Annotated in this window: 8 protein-coding genes; 4 read left to right on the forward strand and 4 right to left on the reverse strand. The window is 65.9% G+C overall.

Annotated features, from left to right (window positions below):
- Positions 1–297 precede the first annotated feature (297 nt).
- Together AC07XB_RS04330 and AC07XB_RS04335 are read left to right on the forward strand one after the other, a co-directional pair.
- Positions 298–3048: an ATP-binding protein gene (locus tag AC07XB_RS04330; protein WP_492826460.1), complete on the forward strand. Its 2751-nt coding sequence runs from the start codon at positions 298–300 to the stop codon at positions 3046–3048.
- A complete protein-coding gene (locus AC07XB_RS04335; protein WP_492376184.1) occupies positions 3045–4334 on the forward strand; it encodes an EAL domain-containing response regulator in 1290 nt (429 codons plus the stop codon). Before AC07XB_RS04330 ends, AC07XB_RS04335 begins: the two co-directional genes overlap by 4 nt.
- Here AC07XB_RS04335 and AC07XB_RS04340 read toward each other — a convergent pair.
- The 4 genes from AC07XB_RS04340 to AC07XB_RS04355 form a co-directional block, all read right to left on the reverse strand.
- Positions 4331–5587 carry a serine hydrolase domain-containing protein gene (locus AC07XB_RS04340; RefSeq protein WP_492376183.1) on the reverse strand — a complete coding sequence of 419 codons (1257 nt, stop codon included), beginning with the start codon at positions 5585–5587 and terminating at the stop codon, positions 4331–4333. The genes AC07XB_RS04335 and AC07XB_RS04340 overlap by 4 nt on opposite strands.
- A 222-nt stretch (positions 5588–5809) precedes the next feature.
- Positions 5810–6799: a Bug family tripartite tricarboxylate transporter substrate binding protein gene (locus AC07XB_RS04345; protein WP_492376182.1), complete on the reverse strand. Its 990-nt coding sequence runs from the start codon at positions 6797–6799 to the stop codon at positions 5810–5812.
- Between the two features lie 69 nt (positions 6800–6868).
- Entirely contained in the window at positions 6869–8023 is a 1155-nt protein-coding gene (locus AC07XB_RS04350; RefSeq protein WP_492813976.1) for a CaiB/BaiF CoA transferase family protein, read from the reverse strand.
- The gene (locus AC07XB_RS04355; RefSeq protein ID WP_492826463.1) at positions 8013–8993 is read right to left on the reverse strand and encodes a hydroxymethylglutaryl-CoA lyase; all 981 of its coding nucleotides are present in this window, start codon (positions 8991–8993) and stop codon (positions 8013–8015) included. Before AC07XB_RS04355 ends, AC07XB_RS04350 begins: the two co-directional genes overlap by 11 nt.
- 285 nt (positions 8994–9278) lie before the next feature.
- On the opposite strand from AC07XB_RS04355, the gene AC07XB_RS04360 reads away from it, so the two are divergent.
- Both AC07XB_RS04360 and AC07XB_RS04365 read left to right on the forward strand, forming a co-directional pair.
- A complete protein-coding gene (locus AC07XB_RS04360; protein WP_492826465.1) occupies positions 9279–10181 on the forward strand; it encodes a LysR family transcriptional regulator in 903 nt (300 codons plus the stop codon).
- A gap of 381 nt (positions 10182–10562) precedes the next feature.
- Positions 10563–13292 carry a UPF0182 family membrane protein gene (locus tag AC07XB_RS04365; RefSeq protein ID WP_492826466.1) on the forward strand — a complete coding sequence of 910 codons (2730 nt, stop codon included), beginning with the start codon at positions 10563–10565 and terminating at the stop codon, positions 13290–13292.
- Positions 13293–13415 lie beyond the last annotated feature (123 nt).

Raw genomic sequence — 13415 nt, forward strand, 5'->3', positions numbered from 1 at the left:
GGATTCGGGCAACGGCGAGCGCTATGCGGCGCTGCCCGCGGCCTCTTCGATATGAAGACTGCCGGCCAGTGTTTGCGCTGACACCCTAAATGTCAAGGCGCCGCGCCATGCTGCCGCGCAGCATCCGTACGGCATGCTGCAGCGCGTTCCGCACCCTTTGCCGCGCCGCGCGCATGTCATTGCGCGAGGGGCGGATTCAGACAATAATCGGAGCGCCCGCTGCCAGCCATCCGTCCGTCCCGACCCGGATTGCACACCCCCCTCCCGGAGCCGCATCGCACCCGACGCCACCACGCCATGCGCATCAAACGAGAATATCAATCCTGGGTCGCGAATGAAACGCTGGAGGATTACGCGCTGCGCTATGCGGCACGCTCTTACCGGCGCTGGTCGCCGTTCACGCTGGCCAACACGGCCATCGGCGGCGTGTCCTTCCTGGCGCTGGAAGCCATCGGCGCCAGCGTCACGCTCAGCTTTGGCTTCCAGAACGCGTTCCCGGCCATCCTGCTGGTCTGCGCGCTGATCTTCCTGATCGGGCTGCCGGTGGCATACCACGCCAGCATGGCCAACGTGGACATCGACCTGCTCACGCGCGGCGCGGGCTTCGGCTATGCCGGGTCCACCATCACCTCGCTGATCTACGCGTCCTTTACCTTTATCTTCTTCGCGCTGGAGTCGGCCATCCTGGCCCAGGCGCTCGCCATTGCCACCGGCCTGAACCTGACAGTGGGCTACCTGGTCTGCTCGCTGGTGATCGTGCCGATGGTGTTCTTCGGCGTCACGCTGATCAACAAGCTGCAGATGTGGACACAGCCGCTGTGGGCGGTGCTGCTGGTGCTGCCCTTCGCCTACATCCTGCGCCACGATCCCGGCGTGCTGGCGCAATGGGCGGCATTCACCGGGCGCGATGCGGCCTCGCCGGCGTTCAATGTGCTCGCGTTTGGCGCGGCCACCGGCGTGCTGTTCTCCCTGATGGGCCAGATTGGCGAACAGGTGGACTACCTGCGCTTCCTGCCCGACCGCACGCCGCAGAACCGCTGGAGCTGGTGGAGCGCGCTGCTGCTGGCGGGCCCGGGCTGGATCGTGATCGGCGGCCTCAAGGTGCTGGCGGGCAGCCTGCTGGCGGTGCTCGCGCTGCGAGCCGGCGTAGCCGCCAATCACGCGATGGAGCCGATCCACATGTACGTGTGGGCATACGGGCAGGTATTCGATCGGCCCGAGGTGGTGCTCGCGGTGGCGATGCTGTTCGTGCTCGTGTCGCAGATCAAGATCAACGTGACCAATGCCTATGCGGGCTCACTGGCCTGGTCCAATGTGTTCGTGCGGCTGGCGCACTACCATCCGGGCCGCGTGGTCTGGCTGGTGTTCAACGTGCTGATCGCACTGTTGCTCACCCTGCTGGGCATCTTCAGCACGCTGGAGGCCGTGCTGAGCGTGTATTCCAACCTGGTGATCGCCTGGCTCGGCGCCCTGGTGGCCGACCTTGTCGTGCTCAAGCCGCTGGGCATCAGCCCGCGGCACATCGAGTTCCGCCGGGCCTACCTGTATGCGTTCAACCCGGTGGGCTGCGGCGCCATGCTGATTGCCTCGCTCGCCGGCATCGGCGCTTACTCCGGCTTGCTTGGCGCGCTGGCGCAAGCCTATTGCGCCTTTATCGCGCTGGGCGCTTCGTTCGCCAGCGCCATCCTGATCGCTTATGCGACCCGCGGCCGGTACTACATCGCGCGGGAAGACCCACACCCCCTCGACAAGCACACCGACGAGCCGATCCGCTGCTGCATCTGCGAGCGCGACTACGAAGCACCGGACATGGCGCACTGCCCCTTCTATGCGGGGCCGATCTGCTCGCTGTGCTGCGGCCTGGACAACCATTGCCACGATGCCTGCAAGGCGCCTGGCACCGCCGCGCAAATGCAGGCGGCGCCGTGGCAAGGCAGCTTCCTGCGGATACTGCCGCCGCATTTCCTGCGGCGGCTGGCGCGCTTCCTCGGCCTGTTCGTGATTGCCGCGGCGGCCATGGGCGCCGTGTTCCTGCTCGCCTACCGGCTGATCGGCGAAGGCCATGCCTCGCACGCCGACGGGATCGGCGGCCTGCTGCTGCGCGTGTACTCGGCCACCCTGCCGCTGCTGGCTTTCGGCGCATGGTGGATCGTACTCTCACACGAAAGCCGCGAACTGGCACAGGCGGAACTGATGGAGTCGCTGCGCCATCTCGAGTCTGCGCGCAAGAACCTGGTGGACGCGGAAAAGATGGCCTCTCTCGGCGGACTGGTCGCGGGCGTGGCGCATGAGATCAACACGCCGGTGGGCATCGCCGTCAGCGCCGCCTCCTACCTGCAGGACCGCACCAGCGCCACGCAGGCGCTGGTGGCGAGCAACGAGCTGGCACCCGAGGCGCTGCAGCGCTACCTGTCGGATGCCGCGCAATCCGCCCGTTTGCTGTTGTCCAACGCCAACCGCGCGGCCGAGCTGGTGCAGAGCTTCAAGCAGATGGCGGTCGACCAGACCAGCGAAAAACGGCGCAGCTTCGACCTGGGCGACTATATCCGCGAGACCGTGGTCAGCCTCGACCCGCGCCTGCGCGACACGCATGTGCAATTACTGATCGACTGCCCGGCCGGCATCGCCATGAACGGCTACCCCGGCGCGATCGCGCAGATCCTCACCAACCTGGTCATGAACTCGCTGGTGCACGCATTCGGCAGCGGCGACACAGGCCCTGTGCGCGGCACCATCCGCATCGCCGCCCGGCTCGCCGCCGGTGACGAAGTCGTGATCCGCTACGCCGACGACGGCAGCGGCATTCCCGATGCCCTGCATGAGAAGATCTTCGAGCCCTTCTTTACCTCGCGCCGCGGCAAGGGTGGCAGCGGCCTGGGCCTGCACCTGGTCTACAACCTGGTGACGCAGCGCCTGGGCGGCACCATCGCCGTGGGCCATGCGGTGGGCACCGATGGCGGCGGTACCGTCTTCACCCTGCGCATGCCCCGCATCACACCCTCGGCAAAGGCCACCATCCCGATCGTATCCGCCAGGACTCTGCCATGAACTCCTCTTTGTCCATGCCCGCGTGGCAGGTCCTGCTGGTCGACGACGACCCCGACGTGCACGAGATCACGCGCCTGGTACTGATGGACCTGACCTTCTCCGGGCGCAAGATCCAGTTCCACAGCGTGTATTCCGGCGAAGCCTGCAGGGCCCACCTCGCCCGTCACCCCGATACCGCGCTCGTGCTGCTCGATGTCGTGATGGAAACCGACGATGCCGGCCTGGCCACGGTGCGCTACATCCGCGAGCAACTGCGCAACCCCGACCTCCAGATCGTGCTGCGCACCGGGCATCCCGGCATGGCGCCGGAGCGCGAGGTGGTGACCGGCTACGAGATCAATGGCTACTTCCTCAAGACGGAGATGACCGCGCAGAAGCTGACCTCCGTCGTCATCGGCGGCCTGCGCGCGTACCAGTACGTCAAGGCCTTGCAGCAAGCCCATGCCCTGCCCAAGCCAGTACCGCGGGCGCCCGAGCTACCCACCTCCGAGGCAGCTAGCGACGCGCAGGTCGAAGCTGCCATCGAGCAAGCGCTGCACAGCGGCCAATACCGGCTGCAAGCCGTCTCCCAGTTCGACCTGGGCTCCGCCGCCATTGCGGCCATCGCGCTGCTGCCGGCGTGGCCGGGCCCCACCGGCTGGATGCCGCATGCCGAGATCGCCAACTACGTGCGCAGCCCGGGCCTCATTGGCGCGATCAATGCCGTGCTGCTGCGCCGCGCCTGCGAACTCGCGCTAGCCTGGCACTCGGATCCGCAAGCCGCCCTATCCGGCCCGGCCCGCGTCAGCGTCCCCATCCTGCTGCCGCTCATGGCCGGCGCCGAGGAGTCCGAACTGCTGGCGTTGCCGGAGCTGCTCCGCCAATACCTGCGCGAGACCGCCCAGGCCGGCAGCGGGCTCGACCTGCAATTGCCGGGCATCCTGCTGGGCACCGCCACGGAAGCCGCCCGCCTTGCCTGCGCCCGCATCCAGGAGCAAGGCGCATCCGTCACGCTGGCCGACGTTGGCAACACCCCCATCTCGCTGGCCAACCTGCAGCGCTTGCTGCCCGACCGGCTGCAGATTCCCCAGGACTACGTGCGTAACGTGGCAACCGATGCCAAACGCGCCGCCATCGCGCGTGCCGTGATCGCGCTGGCGCACACGCTCGGCATGCAGGTACTGGCCAATGGCCTGGCCAGCTCGGAAGAACTGCAGTTCTTCAAATGGGAGGGTTGCGACATTGGGCAGGGGGACGTGCTGGGCAGCGTTTGGGAGACCACGGGTCGCGGCTCGCCAGGCGCTTAGCGTGCCGCGGCACCCGGCTCGGTGATGGCGCTGTAGACCAGCGTGCGCAGCTGGCGGCGCACCGGGTAGGCGGACGACGGCAAGAGCTGGGTCAGGAACAGTCCGATCAGGTCCTCCTGCGGATCGACCCAGAAGAAGGTGCTGGCCGCTCCGCCCCAGAAGAAGTCGCCGGCGCTGCCGGGAATCAACGTGGTCGCCGGCGTCACCGTGGTGGCGAAGCCAAGCCCGAAGCCAACGCCATCATAGGTGGCTTCGCTGAACATGGAGCGCGACATGCGCGGCAGGTCCACCCCGCCCGGCAGATGGTTGGCGGTCATCAGCGCCAGGGTCTTCGGCCCCAGCAGGCGCACCCCATCGAGCTCACCGCCTTGCAACAGCATGCGTGCGAAGCGCATGTAGTCAGCCGCGGTGGACACCAGGCCGCCACCGCCGGAGATGAAGCTTGGCGGTTTCAGGTAGGGGCTGGTGCGGGGATCGTCCTGCAGGACCGGCGCGCGCGCGGATACTACCTTCGAACCGAGCGAGCCGACGGCGTAGCAGGCGCAAAGGCGCGAGGCCTTGTCTTGCGGCACGTGGAAGGCAGTGTCAACCATGCCCAGCGGATCGAATATGCGTTCCTTCAGGAAGGTCTCGAAAGGGATTCCGCTGATCTTGCCGACAAGATAGCCCAGCACGTCGGTGGCAACCGAGTAGTTCCAGGCCTCGCCCGGCGAGAACTCGAGCGGCAGCTTGCCCAGCTTCGCGATCATGTCGTCCAGCGTGCCGCCGGTGGCGAGTTCGCCCAGCATCTGCTTGCGGTAAGCGGCGTCGACGTTGGTGTTCTGCTGGAAACCATAGGTCAGGCCGGACGTATGGCGCAGCAGGTCGACCACCAGCATCGGGCGCGCAGCCGGGCGCGTCTGGAAGCTCTCCATGAAGCCCCCGGCATAGACGCCCAGGTTTTCCCATGCCGGGATGTACTTGCTGACCGGATCGTCCAGGGCGATCTTGCATTCCTCGACCAGCATCATGACCGCCACCGAGGTGACGGGCTTGCTCATCGAGTAGATGCGGAAGATCGAATCCTCGGCCAGCGGAACCTGCCGCTCGCGGTCAGCCAAGCCCAACACCGAGTTCAGCGCCAACTCGCCGCGCCGCCACACCTGGATGAGCGTGCCGGGCAACTTGCCGGTCGCGATATAGGCGTCGTCGATGAAACGTTCGACCCGCCCAAGCCGCTCGCGGGACATCCCCTGCGTTTGCCTGCCTTGCATATCCGTGTCTCCTCATTGATACCGTAGGTGAAATGCCGGCTCGCTGGCTGGAAATGCCGCTCGCTCGCACCTCGCCATCATGACATCGGCGCCTCCCCACGCCAAGCGGGCTGCGCGGGCAGCGGCAACATTCAATGAAACCGGAGAAGCGGTGGGCCGGCGCCTGCCGCACGGATCGCATCGACTCACCGAAGGATGCGATGAGGTATGCGGCCCCTGCCCTTACTCCAGGGTCACATTGGCCTTCTTGACCAGGGCAGCATAGCGCGCCGCTTCGCTCTGGAAGAATCTGGCGGCTGCCTCCGGCGTGCTGGGACTGATCGTATTGCCCTGCTTCTTCATCACTTCCAGCACGTCCGGACTGGTGAAAGCCTTGGCGAACAACGTGTTGAGGCGCTTGACCTCGGCCGGCGGCAGCCCTGCGGGGCCTACCACGGCAAACCAGCCCTCGACCGCGTAGTTGGGCAAGCCTTGTTCTGCGATGGTCGGAATATCCGGTGCGGCCGGCGAGCGCGTCGCGCCGCACAGGCCGATCGCGCGCAGGGTGCCGCTCTTCAGGTGGGGCGCCACGGCGTTCAAGGCCACGACCCCCATCTCCACCTGGCCCGCAATCAGGTCGGTCATCATCGGTCCGGTGCCTTTGTAGGGCACATGGCGAGCCTTGACATGCGCCTCATCGAGGAACATTTCCGCGGCGAGCTGGATGATGGTGCCGTTGCCCGACGACGCATAGTTGAGCGAATCGGGCTTGGCCTTGAGCAAGGCAATGAGTTCCTGCACGTTCCTGGCGGGAACCTTGGGGTTGACCACCAGGACCAGCGGCGTGGAGCCGATCACGCTGATGGGCGTGAAGTCCTTGATCGCGTCGAACGGCATCTTCTTGTACACGCTCGGGTTGATCACGTGGTTGTTGGAGAACAGGCCCAGCGTGGTGCCATCGGGTGGCGCCTTGGCCACCGCCGCCGCGCCGGTCATGCCGCCGGCGCCGGGAAGATTCTCGATCACCACTGGCTGGCCCAGGCTCTTGCCCAGCGCAGGCCCGGCAGCGCGTGCGATCGCGTCCACGCCCGAGCCAGCGCTGATCGGCAGGATCAGGCGCACCGGCCGGCCCGAGCCTTGGGCCAGCACGGTGCCGGCCGGCAAGGCAAGCATAAGTGCGATCGCCGAAACGGCCATGCCGAGTGCTGCCCGGCGCGAAAGGGGGAATGCCATGTCTGTCTCCGTATGTTTATCGTTCTGGTCCGCGTGGCCGTCCGAAGCCACGTGGCAATGCGGGAGGATTCAGTCCGGGGCACGCGCGCCCAGGCCGGACAGGATTTCGTCGTTGTGCTCGCCAATGCCCGGCAGCGGCATGCGCACGCCGGGCCTGCGTCCGCCCATCAACAGCGGCAGCAGCACAACGTCGGTGGTGCCGCCGTCCTCGGTCTGCATCGGCACCAGGCCACCGCTTGCTCTCAGGTGCGGGTCATCGAGCAGTTGCTCCGGACGCATGATGGGCGCGTAGGGAATGCCCGCGGCTTCGAGCTTCGGCGAAAGCGCTTCCACGCGATGGTCCTTGAGAATCTCGCCAAGCCGCTCCAGCAATGCCGGGCGTACCGCCACCCGCATCGCGTTGGTGGCAAGCGCCGGATCAGCGGCCAGGTCGGGACGTTGCAGCACGTCGCACAAGGTGTTGAACTGCTTGTCGCTGACGGCCCCGATGAAGAGCTGCTCGCCTTCAGCCAGCGTGAACACGTCATAGACGCTCCAGGCGGACACGCGCGACGGCATCGGCGGCGGCGGCTCGCGGGTCATCGAGAACTGCTGCATATGCTGGGACGACAGGAACACGCAATTCTCGAACAGCGCGCTCTGCACTTCCTGCCCCTTGCCGGTACGGTCGCGCTCCCGCAGGGCAGCCATCACGCCGATGGCGCCGAACATGCCGCCCATGATGTCGTTGACCGAGGTGCCGGCGCGCAGCGGGCGGCCCTTGGGCCCGGTCATGTAGGACAGGCCGCCCATCATCTGCACGACTTCGTCGAGCGCCAGGCGGTGTTCATAGGGACCGGGCAGGAAGCCCTTGTGCGAGACGTAGATCAGTCCGGGAAACCTGGCGGACAGCGTCGCGTAATCCAGCCCGCATTTCGCCATCAGCCCCGGGCGGAAATTCTCCAGCAGCACGTCGCACTGGCCAACCAGCTCCGCTGCCGTGGCCTGCCCTTGCGGGGTGGTGATATCGATGACGACGCTCTTCTTGTTGCGGTTGAACGAGCGGAAGAAGCCAATGCCAAGGCCGGGCAGGTTGCGGGTCTTGTCGCCACCGGGCGGCTCGACCTTGATGACTTCGGCGCCCAGGTCCGCGAGGATCATGCCGCAGGTCGGGCCCATCACCATATGGGTGAACTCGACCACGCGGACGCCGGCGAGCGGCAAGGAGGCATGTTCAGCGTGCATGGTTCTCTCTCAGGCGGACAGCCGCATCGGCAACCGATACGGGAAATGTCTTGGGCAGGCCGGCGCGCCACAACGTGCCGTGCAGGGTTTCATGGGGCAGCCAGCCGGCCACGCGCTCGCGCAGCGCCAGCAGACGGCTGATATCGATGCCGGTATCGAAGCCCATGCTGCCCAGCAGGTAGGCCAGGTCTTCGGTGGCGACATTGCCGCTGGCGCCGGGCGCGTGCGGGCAGCCGCCGATGCCGGCGAGGCAGGCATCGAAGCGGGTCACCCCGACCTCCAGGGCGGCATGGACGTTGGCCAGGCCAAGCCCGCGCGTGTCGTGGAAGTGGCCGCACCAGAAGCGGTCGCCGGCCATAGCCGTGGCGCGTTCGAACAGGCGGCGGACCATGCCGGGATCGGCGTAGCCCACCGTGTCGGCCAGGCTCACGCGATCGGCGCCCGCGTCCAGCAGGGCCTGCATCAGCCGCAGCACCTCGTCCGGATCCACATGACCCTGGAGCGTGCAGCCAAAGGCCGTGCCCACGCCGCCTTCAATCAGCGTGCGGGAGCCGGCCGCGTCGCGCTCGGCGCGGATCCTGGCGACTTCGGCTACGACTTCGTCGGGGGTCTTGCGCAGGTTGGCCAGGCTATGCGCATGGCTGGCGGAAAGCGGTACCAGCATCAGGTCCGCGCCGCTGGCGATGGCGTTCTCCGCGCCCCGCAGGTTCGGCACCAGGACCGAGACGAACAGCCCCGGCAGCGACCTGGCAAAGTCCACGAGTTCCGCGGTATCGGCAAGTTGCGGCAGCAGCTTCGCCGGGACGAACGAGCCGACTTCGATCTCCCGCTGGCCCGCCGCATAGGCCGCCTGGATCCACTCGCGCTTGGCGCAAGTCGGCAGGATGGTGGCGATGCTTTGCAGCCCGTCACGCAGCCCGACCTCGCGGATCACGGCTTGGCGCGGTGCCGATGGAATGTGCGTTGTCATTGGATCTGTGTCCCCTCGGAGATTAGTGCTTCAGTCTGGCCTATGCACTCTATGTTGTTCCAGCCTAGGCCAGAAGCGGTAATCAAGAAGCACCAGCATTCCGGATTGGAACATCTAAGCGAATCACTCCGATGCGTGCCCAAGCCAGCGGCCCGCCGACTGCCGCACACGAGGCGCCAAGTGCCACCGCTCGTGTCCAGCCCGAGGAATTTCCGGTGATGACAAGAAACGTTAAGATGGCCGCACTTAATTTCCAGACTGGAAATCCACCGTTGAAGGCTTTCGATGCGTGATCTAGACCTCACCTCCCTGCGCCTGTTTGTTGCGGTTTGCGAGACCCGCAACATGGCGCGCGCCGGCGAACAGCAGCACATCGTGGCTTCGGCCATCAGCAAGCGGCTGGCGCAGCTGGAAGACACGGTGGGCGTCACGCTGTTCGAGCGGCGCCGGCGCGGCGTGATCCCGACCGCGGCGGGTGAGATCCTGCTTGAGCACGCTCGCGCCATGCTGGCCGCGGCTGATCGCGTGGAGCGCGACATGGCCGACTACGGGACCGGCATCAAGGGGCAAGTCCGCTTGCTGGTCACCGTATCGTGCATGGCCGAGTCGCTGCCCGACGATATCGCGAGCTTCCTGCAGGTGCCCGAGCATCGGGACATCCGCGTCACCGTCGAGGAAAGCCTCAGCCGCGACCTCGTCCGCGCATTGCGTGAGGGATCCGCACCGTTGGGTATCTGCTGGGATGCCGCGGATCTGGAAGGATTCCGGACCCGCCCCTATCGCAGCGATGCCCTGGCGGCCATCGTGCATCCCGAGCATCCGCTCGCTAGCCAGGCGGATTGCACGTTTGAGCAAACACTGGAGTTCGACCACATCGGGCTGCCCGGGCAGACGGCTGTGCACACCATGCTCGCGCGCGCCGCGGCCATCATCGGCAAGCCGATGGCGTACCGCGTGGTGGTTTCCTCGTTCGATGCGTCCCTGCGCTGCGTGCGCGCGAATCTGGGTCTTGCCATCATGCCCCGCGAGGTGGTCGAGCCCACTTACGCCGGCTTTGGCGTACGGGTGGTCCCGCTCACCGATACCTGGGCGCAGCGCCGCTTCGCGATCTGCATGCGCGACGAGGCAAGCCTTTCGCCAGCGGCAAGGCTGCTGGTGGACTACCTGGAACAAAAGGCGGCAGGCTGACGGCACGCCTGCGCGCATCGCCTTGCGCAGTCGGCGCAGACTGGTATCACGATGACAAGGCGTACAACAAACCGAGGGCCAGCAGGCATCCGGTCAGTTTCAGGTAATACCCGCCACCGTGATGAGGTTGGCCTGTGCGTAGTGCATTGCGGCTGTGCGGCATCATGTTGCTCACCGGTTTGGACAGTCCACAGATTAAGAACTCGCCCATGCAAATGGCGTAGAAAGCTATCGGCCAGGCATAAACAGCCCGTAAATGTCCATCTGCTGCCGGATGATTCCCCACCTACAATGAATTGTCGGGCCGGGCCAGCTTGGACCTTTGCCTTGTTGCGGGCAGCCGCAGGCCACGGATGACGGTCCGGCAAAGGAGCATGATCGATGCGCTCGCCAGGGATATCCGGCCTGCGCCTGAGGCGCATTACCGCCAGGGTTGCGGTTGGCATCATCGGCCTGATCGTCATCGGCCGCCTCACCGGCATGCTGGTTGACTGGCTGTGGTTTTCCTCCATCGGCTATGTCAACGTCTTCTGGACGGTCCTTGTCACCAAGGTGCTTCTGTTCGCCGCTGTCTTCGCTGCGTCGGCTGGCGCGATCTGGGTGTCGGGATCGCTGGCGCACCGCTATGCGAGCCCGCCCGGCTCCTGGAAGGCAGAGGTCTTGAGCGAGCTGGTGGGCGAAGTCGCGCCGCACCTGCCCTGGCACGCCGCCATCGCCGGTGCCGCCGTCCTCCTGGGCCTGCTCCTCGCCACCAGCGAAATCCCGGACTGGGACCTCGTGCTTCGCTACCTCAACCAGGTGCCCTTTGGCAAGGCCGATCCGATCTTTGGCAAGGACATCGGCTTCTATCTCTTCTCGCTGCCCGCCTATCTTGCGCTGAGGAACTGGCTGCTACTGCTGCTGTGCTGCAGCGCTGCGGCAGCGGCCACGGTGTACGGAATGCGCGGCGACATCGCCTGCATGCGCTCGCCGCGCGGGCTTTCACCCGCGGCCGCGGCCCACGGCTCGGCCCTGCTGGGCCTGTTCTTCCTGCTGCAGGCCTGGTCCTACTGGCTCGACCGCTTTCTGCTGCTCTACGGGGACAACGGCGTGGTGGTAGGCGCCAGCTATACCGATATCCATGTGGGGCTGCCAGTCCTGTGGCCGCTGATCGGCCTGGCCACCGCGGCCGCAGCCGCCTCGTGGGCCAATATGCGCTGGCGGGGCTATCGCATTCCTGCCGCCTCGGCGCTATCCGTGTTCGGCAGCGCATTGGTACTGGTGCTGATCTACCCGGCGCTGTTCCAGCGTTTCTATGTCAAGCCGAACGAACTGCAGCTGGAGACGCCCTATATCGCCCACAACATTGCGCTGACGCGCGACGCCTATGGCCTGGCGCAAATCTCGGTAAAGCCGTTTCCCGCCGAGCAGAACCTCGATCTCGCCGCGCTGCAGGCCAATCGCCCGACCATCGACAACATCCGCCTGTGGGATCTGCAACCGTTGCGCGATACCTACGCGCAGTTGCAGGAGATCAGGACCTATTACAAATTCCTGGCGACGGACATCGACCGCTACCGGTTCGACGCCCGTTACCAGCAGGTGATGCTCTCGGCGCGGGAGCTGGAGCCGTCGCTGCTTCCTGCCAATGCCCAGACCTGGGTCAACCTGCATCTCCTGTTCACCCACGGCAATGGCGTCGTGATGTCGCCGGTCACGGAGAAATCCGCGGAAGGCCTGCCTACGCTTTACCTGAAGGATATTCCGCCTGTCTCCAGCGGCGGCCCGCCCATGGTCGAGCCGCGCCTGTACTTTGGTGAAGGCGGCAAGGGCTATGTGATCGTCAACGGCAACGCGCCCGAATTTGATTACCCCAAAGGCGATGAGAACGTTTATACGACCTACCACGGGCGCGACGGCGTCGCGATCGGCAGCATGGCGCTGCAGGCCCTCTTCGCCTGGCAATTCGACGATCCCAACATCCTGGTGACCAGCTACATCACGCCCGCGAGCCGGATCCTGCTCCATCGCAATATCCAGGACCGGGTGCGCACGATCGCCCCGTTCCTCAGCCTCGACCATGACCCCTACATCGTCGTCGGCGGCGGGCGGCTTTTCTGGATCCAGGATGCCTATACCACCAGCCGCTGGTTCCCATACTCCCAGCCGGGCACCGGTGACGGCGACAATTACATCCGCAACGCGGTCAAGGTGGTGATCGATGCGTACAACGGGACAGCCGATTTCTACATCAGCGACGCCGCCGATCCCGTCGTACGAACGTACCAGCGCATTTTCCCGGGCCTGTTCAAGCCGCTGGGCGCGATGCCGCAAGACCTGCAGCAGCATATCCGCTACCCCGAAGACCTGTTCCTGATCCAGGCGCAGGTCTACCGCGCCTATCACATGGAAACGCCGGAAGTCTTCTACAACCGCGAGGACCTCTGGCAGTTCCCGCGCAAGCAGGCCGACATCGATGCGGGCACCGGCCCCGGCATGCCCATGACGCCCTACTACATGATCGTGCGGCTGCCCGCGCAGCCGCGCGCCGAATTCGTGCTGATGCTGCCGATGGTGCCCAGCCAGCGCGAGAACATGATTGCGTGGCTGGCGGCGCGTTGCGATCCGCCTGACTACGGCAAGCTCGTCGTCTATGCCTTTCCCAAGGACAAGCTGGTCTATGGGCCATTCCAGATCGAGGCGCGCATCCAGCAAAACACCGAGATTTCGCAGCAGATTTCGCTGTGGAACCAGATGGGGTCGCGCGTCATCCGCGGCCACCTCCAGGTCGTGCCCATCGACAACTCGATTCTCTACGTCTCGCCGCTCTACTTGCGCGCGGAGTCCGGTCAGTTGCCCGAACTGAAACGGGTGATCGCCGCCTATGGCGACCATGTGGTGATGGAGGAAACCTTGGGCGCGGCCCTGGCGGCGCTCTTCAAGAAGGCGGCCCCGGTGGCGGCCGCGCCCGGTGGCGCACCAGATGGCCGCGCCCGCGAGGCACTCGCCCACTATGACCGCGCCATGGAGCGATTGAAGGCAGGCGACTGGGGCGGCTTTGGCGCGGAACTCGATGCGCTGAAGCCACTGCTCGAAGCGCTCGGCGCCGGGCGCGCCGATACGCAGAAATGACGAACGATCATGCAAACGACCGCGCCCGCCGCCGAGCCGGCGAAAAAGGCCGACGCTCGCTTGCAACGGCTAGAATGATCGCCAACGACCGCCGCACATTGTTCGCTCGCCCTGGAGGAAGAC

The sequence above is a fragment of the Cupriavidus sp. GW821-FHT02F09 genome (genome assembly GCF_059421605.1).

Bases quoted from the DNA above. Each gene is read 5' to 3' on its own strand.
- AC07XB_RS04365 (WP_492826466.1), top strand. From the start codon at position 10,563: ATGCGCTCGCCAGGGATATCCGGCCTGCGCCTGAGGCGCATTACCGCC.
- AC07XB_RS04355 (WP_492826463.1), bottom strand. From the start codon at position 8,993: ATGACAACGCACATTCCATCGGCACCGCGCCAAGCCGTGATCCGCGAG.
- AC07XB_RS04345 (WP_492376182.1), bottom strand. From the start codon at position 6,799: ATGGCATTCCCCCTTTCGCGCCGGGCAGCACTCGGCATGGCCGTTTCG.
- AC07XB_RS04335 (WP_492376184.1), top strand. From the start codon at position 3,045: ATGAACTCCTCTTTGTCCATGCCCGCGTGGCAGGTCCTGCTGGTCGAC.
- AC07XB_RS04340 (WP_492376183.1), bottom strand. From the start codon at position 5,587: ATGCAAGGCAGGCAAACGCAGGGGATGTCCCGCGAGCGGCTTGGGCGG.
- AC07XB_RS04330 (WP_492826460.1), top strand. From the start codon at position 298: ATGCGCATCAAACGAGAATATCAATCCTGGGTCGCGAATGAAACGCTG.
- AC07XB_RS04360 (WP_492826465.1), top strand. From the start codon at position 9,279: ATGCGTGATCTAGACCTCACCTCCCTGCGCCTGTTTGTTGCGGTTTGC.
- AC07XB_RS04350 (WP_492813976.1), bottom strand. From the start codon at position 8,023: ATGCACGCTGAACATGCCTCCTTGCCGCTCGCCGGCGTCCGCGTGGTC.